Source organism: Bradyrhizobium sp. McL0616 (genome assembly GCF_049993385.1).
Classification (GTDB): domain Bacteria; phylum Pseudomonadota; class Alphaproteobacteria; order Rhizobiales; family Xanthobacteraceae; genus Bradyrhizobium.
In genome coordinates, this window is record NZ_CP188255.1 from 7,159,411 (window position 1) to 7,178,121 (window position 18,711).

Consider the following 18,711-nt stretch of genomic DNA (forward strand, 5'->3'; position numbering starts at 1 on the left):
ACACCTGACCCGTCCCGAAAGGCATGGAGCGCAAAATGACTGATGGCATCACGAGGCGGAGCTTTAACGAATTTTTGCTCGCTGGCGCGGCGGCGGCGGGTTTGGGCCTGGGCGCCCGCCCCGCGACGGCCCTGCAGACAGCAGATATTGCATGGACCTCCGACAATCCGCATCTTGGCGGGAACTTCGCTCCAATCGGTCCGGAATTGAATGTCGACAACCTGCCTGTAATCGCAGGTCGTATCCCGGCGGGTCTGAGTGGCGCCTATATGCGCAACGGTCCCAATCCACTCTTCAAGCCCATTGCCTTCACTTATCCGATGGACGGCGATGGAATGATTCACGCAGTGTATTTCGACAGCGGTCGCGCCCGCTATCGCAACCGCTTCGTGCAGACTGCCGGCCTGGTGGCGGAGCGCCGCGCCGGACGCGCGATCTATGGCAGCTTCACGCACCCGGTGCCGATCGATCCGACGCTACTGCAACCGCAAGATCCACAAGGGCCGTTCAAGAATGGCGCCTTCATCAATGTCATTCGACATGGCGGTCATTTGCTCGCACTCGATGAGTCGACGACAAGCTACGAAATGACCATGGATCTCGATACCATCGGTGAATGGAAAGCGGGGACCGATAAGCCGCTCAGGCTTGGCGCGCACAACCGTCGCCACCCGAAAACCGGCGCGCTATTCGCGATTGCCTATTCGCACGCGGAGCCGACCGTTCAGATCCATCAGATCGATTCGGCTGGCAATCTCGCCAAGACCTTTTCGATTGCGCTCGCCGCGCCGACCATGATCCACGACTTCGTGCTGACCGAGCGTTATATCGTGCTGCTCGCCTGTCCGGCCGTGTTTGACAGTGCGGCCGCACGCCAAGGACAGCCGTTCCTCCAATGGCGGCCCGGCATGGGCACGCGCATTGGTCTGATCGCGCTCGACGGCAGCACGACCCAGTGGCTCGACGCCGATCCATTCTTCGTCTTCCACTTCGCCAATGCCTTTGAGCGAGGTGGCAACATCTTCATCGACTACGTGCAGCACGAAAGCCTCGCGCTCGGCTATGCCCAGCAGGCGCAAAAGTCGCCGACGCTGCACCGGATGACGATCAACCTGGCTGCTCGCAAGGTCAGCGACACGCAGGTCGCAGGCATGGTCACCGAGTTTCCTCGTATCAACGACGGGTTCGACGCGCTGCCGACACGTTTCGTCTATTTGCCGACGCTGACAGACACGTTGCGGCAGGTTAAGCCACCGTCGGCCACTTTCAACACCATGATGAAAATCAACACGGAGACCGGCGACGTGCTCCGCCACGATTTCGGCAACAGGATCGCCGGCGAGGCGACCTTCATTCCACGAGGTACGAACGGCGAGGACGACGGTTATCTCGCAATTTATGCCTTCGATCCGGAGAACCAAACCAGCGATCTTATCCTGCTTGACGCGGCACACATCGACGCCGACCCGGTTGCAGTGATCCGGTTGCCCCAACGTGTACCGCAAGGCCTGCACGGAAACTGGATTCCGAAGGACTGAAGCCTGCCCGGTCTACAAAGCCACACCGATGCGCTGAAATGGATCAACTCGAGGAATGACGATGACGCCCAACCAGGAGAACGCAGCGGAGTCGTGCCTGCGCGGTGCTGAAAGCAATATTATGACGTTTCCCGAAATCGTTCAGATCCTTACTCGATCGGGTTTTGAGAGCTACGCTATCGACTTTCGTCGAGGCCGTGCAATCTACTATCTTCCCGATGCTCAGAGCGTCGAATATCCGACCCACGCCGTGATCCCAGTTGCCAGGAATTTCGAAGCGGCCGCCATCCAAGAGGCCATCCGAGAGGCGCAGCAATTGGTGCCTGGCTATACTTACAATGGATTTTGCCAGAAAGTCGCAAAGGCGGGCTGTTCAGGATACGTCGTATCATTCGTCGGCAGGCGCGCGGTCTATATGGGACGCACAGCAGAGACGCACGTTGAATACTTTCCTTCCTGACGCTCGCTTCGGGTCAAAAGCTGACGGTGTCCGACCAAGAGACGGCTGTCTCCTGTCGCTCGATAAGCAGACATGTAGCTTAGCTTCCAGCCCTTTTCTCGCTATCGCTCAGGCGCATCAGCGGGGGCGTCTCGAGCGTTGTGGTAGCAAAGAACTTCTCGAGCTGGATCCTTGTTCAGTGTGAAGCCGTTTGCGACGACATATCGCCGCCTTGGGTTTATGGCGCGCTCGGAGGGCGTCCGCATTTGGGACTACGGTGACAGTACTGGACTGCACCCGAAGGCTCACGATTGAGTGCACTGTCACCGAATACGTAATACCCGCACGATCGATCACAGAAGGGTCGCGAGCTCATAAGCCAGGACGACTCCGCCAAGGCAGCGTCGCCATGGGTTCACCCCGCGGAAAATCTCGTCGAGGGACCACACGATGAGGCCGCCTTTGAACACGATGTCCAGAGCAACGGCGGCAGTGCCCGGCGGATGCCAGAGCCAGCGCAGGCCGCCAGCCGCTATGACGACCCAGAGAACGAGGTTGGGGGCCTGCGCGATCGTGATGTCACCGGTTTCGCGATTCCGAAAGAACCATTGCAAGAACCTGGACATGATCGCAGCTGCCTCTCCGGTGGCCAAGATACTCGAATACTCAGATCGCCCCGATTGCCGCCGTCTCGATGTCTGCCATCGAGGGCCGCATCAGGTCTTCACGATCTCGCTCATGACTTAAGTGCACAGTCATCGTAATAGCGGTTGATTTTATTGGCGCCAGACCTGATCAATATCGCAACACTCCCCATTACGATGCGCGATGTCCGCGAGCGCATCCAGCGGCGGACGTGCGGCGCCGCTCCGGGCTCTCTCATTTCAGGACTGAATATGCGCAAGCTTCTGGCAATTCTGGTGATCTCGTGCTGGGCCACTTTGGCTTACGCACAAAAGGCCGACCTCATTGTCACCAACGCAAAAATCGTAACGCTGGATCCAGCATCGACGATCGCGCAGGCGCTCGCAGTCCGCGAAGGCAAGATCGTTGCGGTTGGCGGCAACGATGCCATGGACGGCCTGATCGGGTCCGCGACACGCCGCGTCGACGCCGGCGGACGCACCATCATTCCGGGATTGATCGATTCCCATATTCACGCAGTACGCGCCGGTCTGACCTACGCAACCGAGGTCAACTGGATCGGCGCAAAGACGATTGGCGAGGCAATGGAACGCTTGCGCCAAGCGGCAAAAGCGCGCCCGGCGTCCTGGATCATCGTGGCCGGTGGCTGGAGCGAATTGCAATTTGCAGAGAAGCGGCGGCCAACCCTGGCCGAGGTGATGTCGGCAGTTCCCGACAATCCGGCTTACATTCAGCTGTTCTACTCGGCGGTGCTGATGACGCCGAAAGCGCAGCAAGCGCTCGGGATTTCCACGGATCAGTTGCCGCCCGGCATCACGGCCGAAAGCGCTGCATCGGGCGAAACCTCGGGCTGGTTCAACGGCACCATCGTCAGCATCTCCGCGCTGTTCGATCGCCTCCCAAGGCCGAATTTCGAGGACAATGTCGCCGGGACCCGGCAGTTCTTCACGGAGCTCAATCGTCTTGGAATTACCGGGATCGTGGATCCCGGCGGCTTCAGCATTTATCCCGGCCACTACGCCGCCTTGCAAAAACTCTGGCGCGACAAATCACTTTCGGTGCGGGTCGCCTTCAGCCTGTTCGCCCAGAATGTCGGCGCGGAATTCGAGGAGTACAAGACTCTCACGCCATTCCTGCCGATGGGATTCGGCGACGACATGCTGCGATTCAACGGAATCGGCGAGCGGATCACCGGCGCCATGTACAACAACAACGCGCCCGATGCGGCCGCCAAGGACAAGTTCCTCCAGATCGTTCGCTGGGCGGCAAAACAAGGGCTCACCGTCACCATCCACTGGCAGGAAGACAAATCCGTTCATCAGCTGCTCGATCTCTATGAAGAGGTCAACAAGGAGACGCCGATCGCGCCGCTGCGCTGGTCCATCGCCCATCTCGACAACGCCTCGCCCGAAACGCTGGCGCGGATGAAGGCCCTTGGTGTCGGCTGGACCATGCAGGACGCCATGTATCTCGGAGGCGACCGTATCGTGGCGCAGGCCGGCGAAGCTGCGCGCAGCATGCCGCCCATCGTCACGGCGTTGCGCGCAGGCGTCCATGTCGGCGCCGGCACGGATGCGCATCGGGTCGCGTCCTACAATCCGTTCGTTGCGCTGCAATGGATGCTCGACGGCAAGACCGTCGGCGGACTATCGACGCGCGGCCCGGACGAAACACCCAGTCGCGAAGATGCTCTTCGCCTTTATACCGTGGGAAGCGCCTGGTTCTGCTTCGACGAGACGCGGCGCGGCACACTCGAAAACGGCAAGCTCGCCGACTTCGTCATTCTCGATCGGGATTTCATGTCCGTCCCCGTCGAGCAAATTGGCGCGACGGCGTCTCTGCTGACGGTGGTGGGCGGCAAGGTCGTCTACGCAGCGGATGTTTTCTCAAACGTAAAATGAGAACTGGAGGGCCGCTGTTGCTCTTACGAAATCCCGGCTTGTTGTCCATTTCAGCGATATGTGCTCTCGGCTCACGCCATGCAGCTTGGGCGGCCGAACCGGATGGCGCTGGCGGCAATGTTTAGCCGAGGATCTGAAGTTCACCTTGACCTTCGTCACCTCGTTTTCGATCACCTGCCCCGGAGAGAAATGTCCAATGCCGGCTTCGACGAGCGGAATCGACCGCAGGGTTGCCGGGGAATACGGTGAGAGTGCACTCAATAGTTCCGGCCGCTTTCGCGGGTTCGGAGGCTCGTGAATCAAGTGCACCCCCGCCGTGACTGCAGCCTTTGGAGACTATGACGGCGAGACCATAGCCGATAACGCACATGGACCCACGACGCGTATGGGACCATATTGGCGAGCATCACTTTGTTCGACGAGCAATGGAGCCACCGAATGTACGCCAACATTCTCTTGAGCACGGATGGATCGGACGTCGCGCGAAAAGGCCTTGAGCATGGCATCACCTTGGCGAAGGCCTTGAACGCCAAGCTGACAATCATCACCGTGACGGAAGCGCTGCCGGTGGACTATGGGAGCGGGCACGCCTCGGGATGGATTCCCACGCAGGACGAGGTTGATAGCTTTGACGCAACCTGCAAGGCCCGCGCCGGCAAGGTGCTCGATGAAGCCCGCGCACTGTCGGAGCAGATCGGTAAATCTGCAGAACTCTTGCATGTTCCGAATGCGCACCCGGCGACTGCGATTATTGAAACAGCAAAGTCCAGGGGCTGCGACTTGATCGTCATGGCCTCTCACGGGCGTCGCGGCCTCAGGAAGCTGTTCCTGGGCAGCCAGACATCCGAGGTCCTGGTGGACGGAAGCGTTCCGGTGTTGGTAGTACCGAAGCCGGCATAAGTGCGGGGCTTACCCGGCGCCGTTCGGCAGCTCCGCCGAGCTGCCGCACAAGAAAGCCCGCGTGTTCTCGCCGAGCACACCCCCTACAGACCGCCAGTTGACCGCTCTCTCGCGGCAGGAGAATTTCATGGTTAGTGAAAAAGGCCCGAACATCAAGAAGAAGCAGAAATGCAAAAATTGTGAGGGCAAAGGTTTGCTCAAGAAGGGCGACAAGGTGGTGAAGTGCCAGCGCTGCAAAGGCACCGGAGTGCGGTGATGTGAGTTTATGATCTCTCCGATACTGGTACCGGCGCGGTCCGCTTCTCAGCATATCATCGGGTTGTCCCCGTGGTCACAAACTCCACCCGGTTGATCCGAGGGCACTGGCGCAAATGCGTTGGGGGCCGGCGGAGCGATCCACCCATCGCCCTCGATGCGAGGGATGCTCGACCCCACGCTCTGTTCGGTCTGTCGATCGCTGGCGCGGTTCTCACGCGCCTGGAGCGGCGTCGTAAAGATCGTGGTGACAACCAATCCGGTCAACAAAGCCTTGGACAAGACTGACCCGATAGGATTTTTGAATGTAGTCATCGTGGCGATTCCTTTCGATTGGGTGATCCCGCGCGAGGCATGAGATCATATCCACCACAACTAGACGTGCGTGTCGCGCGCCTGTTCCCGGATCACACCGATTTGCCCGGGGCGCATACAATTTTCGCGAACACGAGATCGAGGCCTGCGCCGGATTCGGTTGCCCTGCATCGAACGTGAAGAAGATTTTAGTTGGACGAGAATGAGAAGTGTCTACCTCGTACGAGGCCAGCCCTTCGAGGCTTTGCGGCCGAGGCCAGCACAAGCTCGCGGACACGCTTCGCGAGCGCTGATCTACCGCGCCAAAAACGCTGCGTGTTGACCGGACGACCTTACAGGCTCGCCCGCAAACGAGGCGCGGCGAAATCGAGGAAGCTTCGCATCTTGAGCGGCATCAGGCCGCGACTGGCGTGGATGAGGTTGATGGGGATCGGCTCCGGTTCGAACTTGACCAAAATCTCTTCGAGGGTGCCTTGCGCAATCGCGCCCGCGGCCTGATAGCGCAGCAGCCGCGTCGCGCCGACGCCTTCTACGGCCGCGTCGACCGCGGCCTCGGCGGTCGTCACCGACAGGCGTGGACGGATCAGCACGTCCAGCGAACCGGGCGATCCCGGCGCGCGAAAACGCCAGGTCGAGGCTGGCGCCATGATCTCGAAACTGACGCAGGGGAGTTTGGCCAAATCCTGCGGCGTCTTCGGCTTGCCGTGGCGCGCCAGCAAGGCCGGGCTCGCGCAAACCACGGTCCGCATCGCGCCGATTTTTGTCGCGACCATCGTGCTGTCGGGCAGAGCGCCGATGCGGACGGTCATGTCGACGCGGTCATCGACGAGATGAACATTGCGATCGGAGAGCAGCAGCCGAATGTCGATCTCGGGAAAATAGGCGAGGAACGCATTGACGATTGGCAGGACGTGGAGGCGTCCAAACAAGACCGGCGCGGCAAGCACCAGTTCGCCCTTCGGGGTGACGAATTCGCCGGCGGCGATGCGTTCGGCGTCCTCGACCTGTTCGAGGATGCGCCGGGCAGCGGCGACATAGGCCGTCCCGGCATCGGTCAAGGCCAGTTTTCGCGTCGAGCGGACCAGCATCTTCGCGCCGAGCAGCGTCTCCAGATCGGAGATCTTCCGGCTGAGCGTCGGCAGCGGCACGCCCAGTGCGCGACCGGCGGCGGACAGGCTGCCCTTCTCCACGGCCAGCAGAAGCATCGACATGGCCTCGAGGCGGTCCATTCTGTCTTTCCATAATCTGGAAGGATGGTTTCCAAAACTACATGATTATCCCAAATCCTGAAACAGGCCATTTTGCGGGTGTCGAGCCGCTCATGGTTCGAGAGCAAGGACAAGCAACGATGACCCGCATCAGCATCCCGACCCGTGACGAAGCCCCCGAAGTCTCCAAGCCGCTGCTCGACGCCGTGCACGCGCAGCTTGGCGTCGTCCCCAATCTGTTTCGCCTGATCGCCAGGAGCCCCGCGGCGCTTGCCGGCTATCTCGGCTTCAGCGGCGCGCTCAAGAAGGCGCTCGACGTCAAGACCCGCGAGCGGATCGCGATCGCCGTCGCGGAGATCAACGGCTGCGACTATTGTCTGTCGGCGCACAGCTATCTTGGCCTGAACCTCGCCAAGATCAGCCCGGAAGAAATCGCGCTGAACCGGACCGGCCATTCGAGCGACCCGCGCGCCGATGTCGCGGTCGCTTTCGCCGCCAAGGTGACAAAGGATCGTGGCCAGGTCAGCGACTCTGATATCGCGGCCGTACGCGAGGCCGGGTTCACCGACGCGCAGATCGTCGAGATCGTCGCGATCGTCGCCGAAAACGTCTTCACCAATTTCCTGAACGTCGTCGCCGCCACCGAGATCGACTTCCCGGTCGTGCGTCACGCCGAGGCGGCGTGATGCAAGCGCGAGCCGGAGCCCTTCCCGGGGCTCCGGCTCGCAACGGCCGTCACCGGCCGGATCGCCAACTCACCCTCTATCCACGACGCACTCCGCACCATCGATCACGTAGGCTGCGTGACGAAAATCCCTGATGGTGGCGAGCTTGTCGGCGGACCAGTTCAGCAGCATGAAATATTTCGCCCGTCCATTCGGCTCATTCGGATCGAACACCAGGATCGCGGGACGTCCCTCGACCTGCCCCGTCACCAGGTGCCAGTCGCTGATCTTCGAATAGTTGCCGAAGTAATTCGAGACCTCGGCCTTGCCTTTCAGCCTGGTGCGGTTGACGAGCTCGAGCCTGACGTCGTCGGCGATCATGGCGCGGATCGCGTCGAAGTCGCGGGCATTGAAATGGCCGACATAGGCGTTGAGCCGCGTGCGATCGGCTTCCGACAGGCCCGGCTGCGGCACATCGTCAGGCTCCTCCGCAAACTCACGCAGCTGCGTGCGTCCACGATGCAACGCGGCCTTCACCGCCGGCAGGCTGAAATCCATGATGTCGCAGACCTCGGCAAGCGAGCAGCCGAGCACGTCCATCAGGATCACGCTGGATCTCTGCGCGGTCGGCAGCCGCATGAACGTGCGCAGGCTGGTCGCAGCGATCTGGCGGCTTTCCACGTCATCGAGCTGGTCGGCGATCATTTCCACCTCCTCAGCCGAATGCAGCGCCTCTTGCCGGTTGCGGCGACGCAGAAAATCCAGCGCAGTGTTGTGCGCGATGCGGAACAGCCAGCCCTCCGAATTGACGACGGGCGCGGCCGATTGCAGCGCTTCCATCGCCTTGATCAGCGCATCCTGCAGCACATCCTCACCGTCGATGACCGAGCCGACCATGCGCGCGCAGTAGCGATGCAGTTTCGGTCGCATCCTCGCCAACAGGGGCTCGATATCGATAGTGGCCAGCGGGTCTGGCGCCATTGCTTCTCCGCCTCGCCTGTTCAGGACTCGTCCAGCATACGGTAGTTGCCGACGATCCTCACATCCCGAACCAGCGGCGGCTCGGCGCAGCGGTCGCGGATGCCATCCTGGAACGCCTGAAACGCCTTAAGTTTCGGGATCGGGCTCGAGCCGTCCTCGGCCGCGGCCTCGACAAGATGGATGAAGGTGTCGTCCTCCAGCCGCAGCGTCATATAGCGCACGCCGTCCGGCCTGGCCGCCTTCAATTCCGCAAATACGGCCGAAACCAGTTCGGCGTTCCTGTCGGCCAGCTCCGGCTTGGTCTTGTATCTGATCAACGTCCTTCTCATCGCGCGCTCCTTGCTCATGTCGCGACCTGGCTCGCTCATCGCGCTCCATCTTTCCATTCTACCATGACCTTCCCGGAAAACCGGTGCCCCGTTTTTCCGGATCAATCTCGCGCAAAATGGCCGCGTCACCCCCTAGGACGTTTGCCGGCCGGCGAAGGATGCGGCCCGGAATAAATTATTTCCGGGCCGCATCCTTTGCCGCTGCGGCCTCGTCTAGCCCACAGAACGCGCCGCGACAGGGTGGCTCGACACACGGAGAGAGGGCGATGCAGACCCCGACCAATCGCGCCGAGCAGAACTGGGTGCTTGGCGTCACCGCGCTGGCATCCTTCATGATGGCGCTGGACGCCATGATCATCACGACGGCATTCGCGGCCATCCGCGCCGAATTCGGCAGCCCGGTCGAGACGCTGCAATGGACCGTCAACGCCTTCAACCTGACCTTTGCCGTGCTGCTCTTGACCGGCGCCGCGCTCGGCGACCGCTTCGGTCGCCGCCGGATGTTCGCGGCCGGGATCGCCCTGTTCGTCGTTGCATCGGCGGCCTGTGCGCTCGCAGGCAATGCCACCGCGCTGATCGCCGCCCGCGCGCTGCAGGGCGCCGGCGCCGCGCTGGTGATGCCGCTGGCGATGGCGATCCTGAGCGGCACGTTCGGCCGGGAGGAGCGCGCCCGCGCGCTCGGCATTTTCAGCAGCATCACCGGCTGCGCGCTGATCATCGGCCCCGCCATCGGCGGCTTCATCACCGAACATTTCGGCTGGCGCTGGGTGTTCTGGATCAACCTGCCGATCGGCCTGATCGCGATCGCCCTGGTGCTGGCACGCTTGCGCGAAAGCTTCGGACCGGCTGCTGCATTGGACATCCGCGGACTATCGCTCGTCGCCCTCGCGGCGCTGGCGCTGGTCTGGAGCCTGTTGCGCGGCAACGCCGTAGGGTGGGCGAGCGCCGAGGTCATGGGCACGCTGATGTCGGGCCTGGTGTTCACAGCCGGCTTCGTGCTCTGGGAATTGCGCGCGTCCGCGCCGATGGTGCCGATGCGGCTGTTTGCATCGCGCGCCCTCGCCTCCGGCATGTCCGCAAGCGTCCTGTTCTACGCCGCGATGTATGGCGTCTTGTTCCTGCTGCCGCAGTTCCTGCAGACCACGATGGGCTTCGACGCCTTCGGCGCCGGACTTCGCCTGCTCCCCTGGACAGCGACGCTGTTCGTCACCGCCCCGGTCGCCGGCGCGGTCGTCAACAGGCTCGGCGAGCGGCCGCTGGTCGTGACGGGATTGCTGATGCAGGCGATCGGCCTTGGCTGGATCGCGGAGATCGTGAGCCCCACGGTTCCCTACTCCGCTCTGGTCGCGCCGCTGGTGCTGGCCGGCGTCGGCGTCTCGATGGCGATGCCTGCCGCGCAGAACGCCATCCTGAGCTCGGTCGCGGTGGCCGAAATGGGCAAGGCGTCCGGCGTCTTCAACATGGGCCGCTTCCTCGGCGGCATGTTCGGCATCGCTGCGCTGGTGGCGAGCTTCTCGGCCCACGGCGGGGTGGATTCGGCCGCGCATTTCGAGAGCGGATTTGCCTCGGCGATGAGCCTCGCCGCAACGCTGTCGCTGGCCGGCGCGATTGCGGGGCTTTTCCTCCCGGCACGGCGACGCACCGCCGGCGCAGCCGCGCCGCAAGATGCGTGACGAAACGCATCGTCCCCCTCAATACTCCACCCGCCAAAGCCGCCACCGCTCTGGCACGCCCTTGAGCTGGTGAACACCGTGATCCCTGAAACGGATCTGGGACTGCGACTTCAGCAGGTCCTTCACCGCGCTCGAGACCAGGACCTCGTCGGCACGCGCTTTCGCGGCAACGCGCGTGCAGATGTGGAAGGCGAGACCGACCATTTCGCCCCCGCTCATCGTATACTCGCCCGCATGCAGCCCGACCCTGATGTCGAGGCCCAGCGTCCGCACCGCCTTGCGGATCGCGGTTGCGCAACCGATCCCGGCAGCCGGCGCCTTGAATGTCGCCAGCACGCCATCGCCCGTTGTCACGACTTCCTTGCCGCGCGAGCTCTTCAGCTCCTTGCGGACGGCGGCGTAATAGTGGCCCATGATTTTCGTCCAACGCGTATCACCGAGCTTTGCCGCCTTTTCGGTGGAGCTGACGATATCGACGATCAGGATCGTGGCGAGCGCTTGCTTGGGCCCGGCGTCACGGCCGGCGGATCGAGGCCGGGACGCAATCGATCCGGTCAGCGGTTCATAGCGATGATTGCGGCGCCGCGCGATTGCGGCCTTTGCATAGTCCTGGGCCCGTTGCGCCGTGCCGCAACGAACCGTCTTCTCCTGCGGCAGACGGGTCCAATAGACCTTGCGGCCGGCTCCGGCGCCTAGGACCTCCACGGCGCCCCATTTGAGGAAAACCGCCGAGCCGACGCGCCTGACACACCACGCTTTCGAGGTGTATCCGGACACGTTCGACTGATGGAGTCCAATGCGAAGGAATTTTGGCATGACCATGCGGCCAATCGAAGAAACGTCTGGGCGGCCTGGGGCAAAGCGTAGTCATACAATGCTGCGTTGGCAACCGGATGGCGGCGCGGCTAGCTTGCCTATCTCAGATCACCCGCCGCGGCTGTTGAAATGAGCGACCAAAAGCCTCTTCCTTCCGCGTTCGGTAGATGGTGACGACCTCCCGGCACGCTTTGACATTCAACCGGTGGAAATCGAGCTTCAATCGCTCCAGCTCACCGGCGGTGATGCGGTAGTTGTCCGCTCCCAGGAACAGCAGCGCCATCGTGGTCGGCCACGAGAAATCGAGAGACTTGGCCAGGATCAACGCCGGCTCGCGATCCTTCTCGATCAAGGCCCGTTCCGCGATATCGATCGGCAGCTGACAGAGCAACGACAAGGCGACCGTGGTCTCGTTGAACTTGAGGGAGTGGGCGAGCTCGAAGACCTTGTCTTCGGTCAGTTCGCCCCGCTCGTGCAGCTTCGCGACCGTGCGTTTGGCCGTGAAGTAATCCTTCGAAGCCGGGCCAAACCGGGCGTGAATGGCCCCGGTGACGTCGACAACGACGCGATGGATCGCGGCTTCGATATCCGGACGCTCCTTCTGGAGCTTTTGCCGCACCTCTTCGGAGGCTTTGGCGATCAGCTGGTGGAACAGATGTCGGGGAATGTCCTTTCGAAGGCCCACCGACTCCGCGAGGATCGAATCCCCTTCCGAGCGGCGGACCAGATGAAGAAATCCGGAGTTGGAGAAATTCGCTCCCTTGTTCGAGGCGACTGAGGTGACGACCTCGGACGACCCCCGCACCACCAGCACATCGGTGACCGCCTCCGGAACCGCCTGCCGCTTCGAGATGGCAAGCAGATGCTGCTGGCTCTTGCTTTTGGCGCACGCGATCAAGGTCTCGGTGTCGAGGCGCTCCGACTGGCTGAGAATCGGCCACGCGACGTCGATGCAGTCGTCGCTGGCCATCTGCCGTGTCAGCGCGAAAGGCGCGTTCGGGCTGCAGGCGAGCTTGCCTGCGAGCTTCGCCCGCGCGCTCGTCTCGATCTCCTGCGCGAGGCGACCGATGACCTCGCCGAAAGTCCAGACCTGCTCTTCCGAATAAGTGCCGGCGATCAGAATGTCCGCCGCGTGCCAGAGCGCCCGCAGACAGCTCTCGGGATTTCCTCTCGCAACCGCTTCGTCCAACTCGGCCAGGAAAGACGCTGTGACAGCCATTGATGCGCTCGCAATTTTGAAAACGATCAAACGACAAAAAGGGATTTGGACCAAACGAGGCGATAACATCACCTCAGTCGTCAACGCGCGGTAAAACGTCCCCGACAGCCTCAAGCCGGGCTTAAGGCGCGCCTAATCGGATCGATTGGATTTTAGGTATTGCGGGAGCTGGCCGAAACGACCGCCTTCAACAGTCTGCATTGCGCAGGCGAGCGCTGCCTCTGACGGGGGACATCGCCCTCACCCGGGAAACGCAAACAACTCGATCGGCTCGCTGAAGCCGCGCACGGCGTGTTCGCCCATCCGCTCCAGCTCGAACTCCCGCGCCACAAGGTCCGCAAAGTCGCGCGACAGCAGCACCGTCTTTCCGAGCTGCTTGGTGAGGGCTTCGAGGCGCGAGGCCATGTTGACGGCGGGGCCGATGACGGTGAAGTCGAGCCGGCTGGATGATCCGATATTGCCGTACATGACGTCGCCGACATGGACGCCGATGCCGTAGTTCAGCGGCGCGCGGCCCGTACCGTTGTTGCGCTCGTTCAGGGCGACCATGGCCTGACGGGCCTCGGTCACGGCGTGCAGCAAATTGGCGCAGGCGTTAGGCGCGCTGAGCGGGAAGATGGCGAGCAGACCGTCACCGATGAACTTCAGGATTTCGCCGCCGTGGCGCGCGATCGGCTCCGACATCGCGTCGAAATAATCGTTGAGGAGATCGATGACGTCGTCGCGCGGCCAGTTGTCGGAAATCCTGGTGAACTCGCGCAGATCGCAGATCATGATCGCGGCGCGCACCGTCGTCCCAGTGCCGCGCCTGGTGGCGCCGGCCAGGATGAGCTCGCCGGCATGGGAGCCGACATAGGTCTCCAGCAGCGTTCGCGCCAGGCGATTCTTGACGCGGATTTCGCTGACCAGCGCCAGCACGGGCAACAATTTCTTCAGCGCTACGATATCCGCCTCGTCGAAGCCGCCGCGGCGGTCGGTCGCGAAGGTGATGAGATGCTGCTTGCCGAGGGTATGGTAGAGCGGCCAGGCGATATAGTCGGTCAGGCCCTTCGCCCGCATCTCGTCATAGAGCGCGTGCTTGCGGCCGAGCGCCGGATCCTGTTCGAGATTCTCGCGCACCTCGGTGGCGCCGTCCTGTATCTCGTTGGCTGAACTGCCGATATATTCGGAGCGCTCCCTGACATCGAAATCGACCCGCGCGAGCTCCGCCTCGCGCATGCCGTCGGACCACATGAAACGGGCGCCCAACCATTGCGGGTGCTGGATCAGGATATGAAGCGTCGCGCGCTTGAGCGGAATTCCGGCCTGCTGGAGCCGGACGCACATCTCGGCAAAGATGTTGTCGATGAAGCGCTGATCGCGCGTGCCGTTGGTGAGCCAGTCGACGACGGCGTCGCTGCCGGAACGGAGGGATTCATGGTTTGGCGGCGCATTCATTTGTCTGCCCTCGACGGCGGTCTACGTCACCGACATATCGTGTTCCGGCGCAACGGCGTCAACCTGGCCAGTTGCACGGATTGTACGCATCGCCCTGGTGGGCAGGATCGCCGTTTAGGCGACGATTTCGATAGACCCCAGCACTGCCAGCCCCGCGACGAGCGCGAGCGTCGACGCCCCGGTCAGTTCGACCTTCAACGTGTTTTCGTGCGAAATCGCAAAATCGGCGCCGTCGAGACGGATGCTGCAGTCGCCGCGCGCCGCATAGAGCAGATGCGTGCCGGCGGACAATTGCCGATTGCCAGGCTCGCTGAGTGCCAGGAGTTCGATCTCCACGGCGCCGCGCCGCGCCATCAAGTTCACAACCTCGACCGGACCGGCCTCGAGCTCGGTCACGATCGCGTGCTCACCGGTGAAGCGCACGGTGGTGAACGGCTCGCGCTCGTCGAATTCCTGCCCCGGCGCTTTGAGCACCAGCCCGCGCCCGCCGACGACCATCTGCAAACGGTCGATGCCCGGCATATGGGAGAACGGCCCGGGCGCCACGATCGGCGTGGCGGCGAAGCGCCACAGCAGGCTGTCCCAATCCTTCACCGGGCTATCTGCCCGATGCGCATCCGCGATATCGGTGAAAACGCCGCCGCCGTTCTTCCATGGCGAGCGGGCGTAGTCTTCGGATTTCAGCAGCGTGGCTTTCATGGCCTGGAGTTTACCACAAAAAGGCTCCCGCCTCACACCTTGGCGTCGAGCTGAAGTCTGTTGGTCAGCTCGTTGACCAGCGAATCCACGAACTGGTTCTGATAGGCCGAGATACCGTTGAACGAGACCGGGCCGCCGGCCTGCACCAGCATCGCGCCGCCGGAGACGGCGGCGTCCGTGCTGCCGCCGGCTGATTTGGTATCGAGCTTGCCCATGGCGTCGTTGAGCTGGCTGGCGATTTTGTCGTCCATCTCGCCATTGGCCTGGAGCGTGGTGAGCAGCGACTGATAGGCGCTCGAGAGATCGGCTCCCGTGCCTGTCTCCGCAGTGGCGGAGAACGTGCCGTTGGTCTTGCCGTTGTAGCTCTTGTAGGTGAGCGTTTCGGTGGTGGCGCCGTCGCTGCCCGTCTTGCTGTCCAGCATCAGCTCGAACGCATTGCCATAGGCGCCCGTGGTCAGCATGTTCGGATCGTTCGGATTCTTGTTCCTGCTCGCGCCGGACTTGTCGGAGCCTGCGGTCCAGTTCGGCGGGACGGTGTAGCTGACGTTGGTCACGTCTTCATTCCTGCGGTCATTGCGCGGAAATATTTAGCAAAATTTGTGCCAGCGAAAGCGTCGTTGATTTTCATCGGCTTTCGTCGATGGAGCTCGCCAGCAAGCTGCGCCGCACTGTGCACGCTGCAAAAATTGCCCGGCAGTTTGATCCCATCGCGCGGTTGGGCGAGGCTTGCGCGACTCGCGACGTTGGGGAGACATCGCGCTACACGCCCCCTCACTCGCCCTTGCCGGCCTTCAGCTTCGGCAGCGTTTCGACGATCTTCTGCTTGCCGTCGACGATCTCGGCGAGAAAGCTGGCGCGGTCGATGTCGCCGTTCTGGTCCCAGCTGGCTTCCATCAGCATGCCCGGCGCCTTGTCGGGCGTCAGGGTCAGGCCCTTCATGGTCGCGCCAAAGGCCTTGCTGTCGAACTTGCCGATCTTTTCGGTGACGTATTTGACGAGATAGACGGCGGTATAGCCCTTGATGCCGTTGTGGTCGGGTCGGTATTTGTAGCGCTCGCTGAATTTTCTCGTGAACTCCTCGATCGCGGGGACCGGCGCGTCGGCGCTGAGGCCGACATGGCCGCGCACGCCGTTGGCAGCGGGGCCGGCGAGCTCGACCACTTTCTGACTGAGCAGCGTGGTCTCGCCGAACAACGGTGTTGAAAGACCCTGCCGCTTTGCCTCGATCAGGAAGCGCGCGCTTTCCTCCTCGTTGGTGTAGACGAAGATCGCGTCGGCCTTGGCGCTTTTCAGCTTGATGACATCCGAGCCGAAATCGACCTGGCCCTGCTCGGTGGAGATATCGGCTGCGACTTCGATGTTGCGCGCCTTCATCTCCTTCACGAAATTGTCGCGGCCGCCCTTGCCGAAATCATTGTTGACCCAGACCACCGCGACCGACTTCACATTGAGCTTGTCGTGCAGATAGTTGGCGATCTTCGGCATCGAGAATTGCTGGCCGAAGGCGGTACGGAACACCCACGGATTGCCCTGCGTGGTGATGTCGGCGGCCTCGGCGCCGACGATCTGCGGGACCTCCGCCTGCTGCGTCAGCGCCATGTTGACCTTGACCGAACCGGAATAGATCGGCCCGAGCACGACATAGGGATCCTTGTCCAACACCTTCTGCACCTGCGCGCGCGAGATGCCGGGGTTGCTCTGGGTGTCCAGATGCTCGGTCTGGATTTTGCGGCCCAGAATGCCGCCGGCATTGTTGATCTCGTCGACCGCGAGCGCGACGCCGTCGCGCCAGTTGGTGCCGGAGACCGCGCCCGGGCCGGACAGCTCGATGACATCGGGGATGTACACGGTGCTCTGCGCGCTAGCCCCACCCGCCCACAGTGATGCTGTGATGACGAGGCCGAGCGGCCCTGCAAGATGCCTCATGATGTCCCTCCCGTTTTGTTCTGTTGTTATCTTGTTTGATCCGCCGCGCCGTCGAAGCCGAGCAGTCTTGCCGGCGTTCGCCATAACAGGCGATGCTGATCGCTCGCGTCCGGAAACAGTTTTGTCAGCACCGCGAGCAGTGGTCCGTAGTCGAGCCGTTCAGCGGCGCGCAGGAATGGATAGTCTGATCCCCAGACGCAGCGGTCGAGCGTGAAAGCATCGACCAGCGCGGCGATGAACGGCCAGGTATCCTCATAAGGATGCGGCTGTTGCGAGAATTTGTAATAGCCGGAGAGTTTGATGTGCGCGTCGCGTTCGCGGCCGATCGCCAGCAGTGCCTGGAAGGCTTTGCCTTGTAATCCCTGCGCAACCGTGGGACGCCCGCAATGGTCGAACACCAGACGCACGGGCGACTTTTCGATCAGCGGCAAGAGCGGGATCAGCCGATCGTTCTCGACCTGGATCTGGAGAAACAGATCGAGGCTCGTCAGCTTCTCCAAAAGCGGCGCCGTCTTGAGATAATAATCGGCGCCGTGGAACGGCACGTTATAGGCGACCCCGATCACGCCGGCGGCCTTCAGGCGTTCGAGCTCCCTGATGTCGACATCGTTCTCGACGACGGCGACGCCCCTGAAGCGGCCGCCGCCCTGCTTCAGGGTATCGAGCAGGATGCGGCTGTCGCTGCCATAGCCGGTGTTGGTCGCGACCACGAGCGCGTGACGAACATCGAAAGCGTCAAACACGCGGATCAGCTGCGCCGCGGTCGCAATCTCCTGCCCGCTCGGCCGGTACGGTGTATCGTCGGAATAGGGAAAGCGGACGGGATCGATGGCGTGGATGTGGCAATCGATCCTGGGGGACGCCGGCAAGGTCATGGCGCAAAAACTCCCCGTGCGTCTCAGAACGTCGCCTCGATGGCCTTGATCAGTTCGGGCGTCACATCCGGCATGACGCCGAACCACGCCTTGAAGGCGAGCCGGGCCTGATTGAGCAACAGGCCGAGCCCGTTCACGGTGACACAGCCGCGCGCGCGGGCCTCGGCGAGGAATGGCGTCTCGAGCGGCGTGTAGATGAGATCGGCGGTGAGTGTCGCGGGCTTGAGCCGCGACAGGTCGATCTCCAGCGCATCCTTGCCGACCATGCCGCGGTCAGTGCAATTTACGAGCAGCGCCACATCCGCGAGCGCGGCGCCGCGATCCTCCCACGCAACGGTGCTGACGGCGGCACCGAATTCCTTCGCGATCGCCTGCGCCTTCTCGGGCGTACGATTGGCGATGCGGATCTCGCGCGCGCCGTTTTCAAGCAACGCTACGACAACCGCGCGCGATGCGCCGCCCGCCCCTAACAGCAGGATCGGCCCCGTATCGCCGCGCCAATCGGCCCTGGCATCGCGCAGGCTCTGCACAAAGCCGTTGCCGTCATTGTTGAAGCCGGAGAGCGTGCCGTCCGCTTCGACGACGATGGTGTTGACGGCGCCGATGCGTTTTGCGGTCTCGTTGACGCGGTCGAGCAGCGGCATCGCCGTCAGTTTGTGCGGCATGGTGACGTTGCAGCCGCGAAAGCCGAGCGCAACAAGTCCGCGGAGCGCATCCTCGAGCCGTTCAGGCTTGACGGCGAGCGGCACATAAGTGCCGCGGATGCCGTGCGCCTTCAGCCAGTAATTCTGAATCACGGGAGAGCGAGAGTGCGCGACCGGGAGTCCGATAATGCCCGCCAGCCCAAATCCGTCCGCCTGCGACATGCTGCGCTTCCATCCTCGACGGCG

The 18,711-nt window shown here is 62.5% G+C and carries 20 protein-coding genes; 8 read left to right on the forward strand and 12 right to left on the reverse strand.

Features of this window, described 5'->3' with window-relative positions; translation table 11 throughout:
• Positions 1-35 precede the first annotated feature (35 nt).
• Positions 36-1,538 (forward strand): carotenoid oxygenase family protein, encoded by a 1,503-nt coding sequence (locus ACPPVR_RS34395; protein WP_426610959.1) that lies wholly within the window; start codon positions 36-38, stop codon positions 1,536-1,538.
• Positions 1,539-1,599: 61 nt separating this feature from the next.
• On the forward strand, positions 1,600-1,998 hold the full coding sequence (locus tag ACPPVR_RS34400) for a DUF1398 family protein (RefSeq protein WP_426616241.1): 399 nt from the start codon (positions 1,600-1,602) through the stop codon (positions 1,996-1,998).
• Between the two features lie 332 nt (positions 1,999-2,330).
• Here ACPPVR_RS34400 and ACPPVR_RS34405 read toward each other — a convergent pair whose 3' ends face one another.
• Complete coding sequence (locus tag ACPPVR_RS34405; protein WP_426610960.1) at positions 2,331-2,603, reverse strand: hypothetical protein; 273 nt, start codon at positions 2,601-2,603, stop codon at positions 2,331-2,333.
• A gap of 270 nt (positions 2,604-2,873) precedes the next feature.
• Between ACPPVR_RS34405 and ACPPVR_RS34410 the strand changes: the two genes are divergently transcribed.
• The 4 genes from ACPPVR_RS34410 (at position 2,874) to ACPPVR_RS34425 (ending at position 6,036) form a co-directional block, all read left to right on the forward strand.
• On the forward strand, positions 2,874-4,523 hold the full coding sequence (locus ACPPVR_RS34410) for an amidohydrolase (RefSeq protein WP_426610961.1): 1,650 nt from the start codon (positions 2,874-2,876) through the stop codon (positions 4,521-4,523).
• A 438-nt stretch (positions 4,524-4,961) separates the two neighbouring features.
• A complete protein-coding gene (locus tag ACPPVR_RS34415; RefSeq protein ID WP_426610962.1) occupies positions 4,962-5,423 on the forward strand; it encodes a universal stress protein in 462 nt (153 codons plus the stop codon).
• Between the two features lie 127 nt (positions 5,424-5,550).
• On the forward strand, positions 5,551-5,679 hold the full coding sequence (locus ACPPVR_RS34420; RefSeq protein WP_256374932.1) for a hypothetical protein: 129 nt from the start codon (positions 5,551-5,553) through the stop codon (positions 5,677-5,679).
• A gap of 165 nt (positions 5,680-5,844) precedes the next feature.
• Entirely contained in the window at positions 5,845-6,036 is a 192-nt protein-coding gene (locus ACPPVR_RS34425; RefSeq protein ID WP_426610963.1) for a hypothetical protein, read from the forward strand.
• 289 nt (positions 6,037-6,325) lie between these two features.
• Here ACPPVR_RS34425 and ACPPVR_RS34430 read toward each other — a convergent pair whose 3' ends face one another.
• Positions 6,326-7,222, reverse strand: coding sequence for a LysR family transcriptional regulator (locus ACPPVR_RS34430; RefSeq protein ID WP_426610964.1), 897 nt, complete (start codon positions 7,220-7,222; stop codon positions 6,326-6,328).
• Positions 7,223-7,341: 119 nt separating this feature from the next.
• Between ACPPVR_RS34430 and ACPPVR_RS34435 the strand changes: the two genes are divergently transcribed.
• Entirely contained in the window at positions 7,342-7,887 is a 546-nt protein-coding gene (locus tag ACPPVR_RS34435; RefSeq protein WP_426610965.1) for a carboxymuconolactone decarboxylase family protein, read from the forward strand.
• 69 nt (positions 7,888-7,956) lie between these two features.
• Here ACPPVR_RS34435 and ACPPVR_RS34440 read toward each other — a convergent pair whose 3' ends face one another.
• Entirely contained in the window at positions 7,957-8,847 is an 891-nt protein-coding gene (locus ACPPVR_RS34440; protein ID WP_426610966.1) for a sigma-70 family RNA polymerase sigma factor, read from the reverse strand.
• A gap of 20 nt (positions 8,848-8,867) precedes the next feature.
• Positions 8,868-9,176 carry a hypothetical protein gene (locus ACPPVR_RS34445; protein WP_426610967.1) on the reverse strand — a complete coding sequence of 103 codons (309 nt, stop codon included), beginning with the start codon at positions 9,174-9,176 and terminating at the stop codon, positions 8,868-8,870.
• A gap of 266 nt (positions 9,177-9,442) precedes the next feature.
• Between ACPPVR_RS34445 and ACPPVR_RS34450 the strand changes: the two genes are divergently transcribed.
• Positions 9,443-10,849: a DHA2 family efflux MFS transporter permease subunit gene (locus ACPPVR_RS34450; RefSeq protein WP_426610968.1), complete on the forward strand. Its 1,407-nt coding sequence runs from the start codon at positions 9,443-9,445 to the stop codon at positions 10,847-10,849.
• A gap of 18 nt (positions 10,850-10,867) precedes the next feature.
• On the opposite strand, the gene ACPPVR_RS34455 is transcribed toward ACPPVR_RS34450, so the two are convergent.
• The 8 genes from ACPPVR_RS34455 to ACPPVR_RS34490 form a co-directional block, all read right to left on the reverse strand.
• On the reverse strand, positions 10,868-11,665 hold the full coding sequence (locus ACPPVR_RS34455; RefSeq protein ID WP_426610969.1) for an adenylate/guanylate cyclase domain-containing protein: 798 nt from the start codon (positions 11,663-11,665) through the stop codon (positions 10,868-10,870).
• Between the two features lie 103 nt (positions 11,666-11,768).
• Positions 11,769-12,884: a DUF2336 domain-containing protein gene (locus ACPPVR_RS34460; protein WP_426610970.1), complete on the reverse strand. Its 1,116-nt coding sequence runs from the start codon at positions 12,882-12,884 to the stop codon at positions 11,769-11,771.
• Between the two features lie 240 nt (positions 12,885-13,124).
• Complete coding sequence (locus ACPPVR_RS34465) at positions 13,125-14,321, reverse strand: adenylate/guanylate cyclase domain-containing protein (RefSeq protein WP_426610971.1); 1,197 nt, start codon at positions 14,319-14,321, stop codon at positions 13,125-13,127.
• Positions 14,322-14,435: 114 nt separating this feature from the next.
• Positions 14,436-15,020 (reverse strand): HutD/Ves family protein, encoded by a 585-nt coding sequence (locus ACPPVR_RS34470; protein WP_426610972.1) that lies wholly within the window; start codon positions 15,018-15,020, stop codon positions 14,436-14,438.
• Positions 15,021-15,052: 32 nt separating this feature from the next.
• Positions 15,053-15,574, reverse strand: coding sequence for a hypothetical protein (locus tag ACPPVR_RS34475; RefSeq protein ID WP_426610973.1), 522 nt, complete (start codon positions 15,572-15,574; stop codon positions 15,053-15,055).
• A gap of 217 nt (positions 15,575-15,791) precedes the next feature.
• Positions 15,792-16,946, reverse strand: a complete 1,155-nt coding sequence (locus ACPPVR_RS34480; RefSeq protein ID WP_426610974.1) for an ABC transporter substrate-binding protein — start codon at positions 16,944-16,946, stop codon at positions 15,792-15,794.
• 26 nt (positions 16,947-16,972) lie between these two features.
• Entirely contained in the window at positions 16,973-17,821 is an 849-nt protein-coding gene (locus ACPPVR_RS34485) for an amidohydrolase family protein (RefSeq protein WP_426610975.1), read from the reverse strand.
• 23 nt (positions 17,822-17,844) lie between these two features.
• Positions 17,845-18,687, reverse strand: coding sequence for a shikimate dehydrogenase (locus ACPPVR_RS34490; protein WP_426610976.1), 843 nt, complete (start codon positions 18,685-18,687; stop codon positions 17,845-17,847).
• Positions 18,688-18,711: the final 24 nt, after the last annotated feature.

What these genes read in the sequence shown, in the direction of transcription:
- ACPPVR_RS34445 (WP_426610967.1), bottom strand. Translation starts at nt 9,176, where the DNA reads ATGAGAAGGACGTTGATCAGATACAAGACCAAGCCGGAGCTGGCCGAC.
- ACPPVR_RS34405 (WP_426610960.1), bottom strand. Translation starts at nt 2,603, where the DNA reads ATGTCCAGGTTCTTGCAATGGTTCTTTCGGAATCGCGAAACCGGTGAC.
- ACPPVR_RS34420 (WP_256374932.1), top strand. Translation starts at nt 5,551, where the DNA reads ATGGTTAGTGAAAAAGGCCCGAACATCAAGAAGAAGCAGAAATGCAAA.
- ACPPVR_RS34435 (WP_426610965.1), top strand. Translation starts at nt 7,342, where the DNA reads ATGACCCGCATCAGCATCCCGACCCGTGACGAAGCCCCCGAAGTCTCC.
- ACPPVR_RS34440 (WP_426610966.1), bottom strand. Translation starts at nt 8,847, where the DNA reads ATGGCGCCAGACCCGCTGGCCACTATCGATATCGAGCCCCTGTTGGCG.
- ACPPVR_RS34430 (WP_426610964.1), bottom strand. Translation starts at nt 7,222, where the DNA reads ATGGACCGCCTCGAGGCCATGTCGATGCTTCTGCTGGCCGTGGAGAAG.
- ACPPVR_RS34470 (WP_426610972.1), bottom strand. Translation starts at nt 15,020, where the DNA reads ATGAAAGCCACGCTGCTGAAATCCGAAGACTACGCCCGCTCGCCATGG.
- ACPPVR_RS34490 (WP_426610976.1), bottom strand. Translation starts at nt 18,687, where the DNA reads ATGTCGCAGGCGGACGGATTTGGGCTGGCGGGCATTATCGGACTCCCG.
- ACPPVR_RS34465 (WP_426610971.1), bottom strand. Translation starts at nt 14,321, where the DNA reads ATGAATGCGCCGCCAAACCATGAATCCCTCCGTTCCGGCAGCGACGCC.
- ACPPVR_RS34425 (WP_426610963.1), top strand. Translation starts at nt 5,845, where the DNA reads ATGCTCGACCCCACGCTCTGTTCGGTCTGTCGATCGCTGGCGCGGTTC.
- ACPPVR_RS34400 (WP_426616241.1), top strand. Translation starts at nt 1,600, where the DNA reads ATGACGCCCAACCAGGAGAACGCAGCGGAGTCGTGCCTGCGCGGTGCT.
- ACPPVR_RS34480 (WP_426610974.1), bottom strand. Translation starts at nt 16,946, where the DNA reads ATGAGGCATCTTGCAGGGCCGCTCGGCCTCGTCATCACAGCATCACTG.
- ACPPVR_RS34485 (WP_426610975.1), bottom strand. Translation starts at nt 17,821, where the DNA reads ATGACCTTGCCGGCGTCCCCCAGGATCGATTGCCACATCCACGCCATC.
- ACPPVR_RS34395 (WP_426610959.1), top strand. Translation starts at nt 36, where the DNA reads ATGACTGATGGCATCACGAGGCGGAGCTTTAACGAATTTTTGCTCGCT.
- ACPPVR_RS34460 (WP_426610970.1), bottom strand. Translation starts at nt 12,884, where the DNA reads ATGGCTGTCACAGCGTCTTTCCTGGCCGAGTTGGACGAAGCGGTTGCG.
- ACPPVR_RS34450 (WP_426610968.1), top strand. Translation starts at nt 9,443, where the DNA reads ATGCAGACCCCGACCAATCGCGCCGAGCAGAACTGGGTGCTTGGCGTC.
- ACPPVR_RS34410 (WP_426610961.1), top strand. Translation starts at nt 2,874, where the DNA reads ATGCGCAAGCTTCTGGCAATTCTGGTGATCTCGTGCTGGGCCACTTTG.
- ACPPVR_RS34455 (WP_426610969.1), bottom strand. Translation starts at nt 11,665, where the DNA reads ATGCCAAAATTCCTTCGCATTGGACTCCATCAGTCGAACGTGTCCGGA.
- ACPPVR_RS34415 (WP_426610962.1), top strand. Translation starts at nt 4,962, where the DNA reads ATGTACGCCAACATTCTCTTGAGCACGGATGGATCGGACGTCGCGCGA.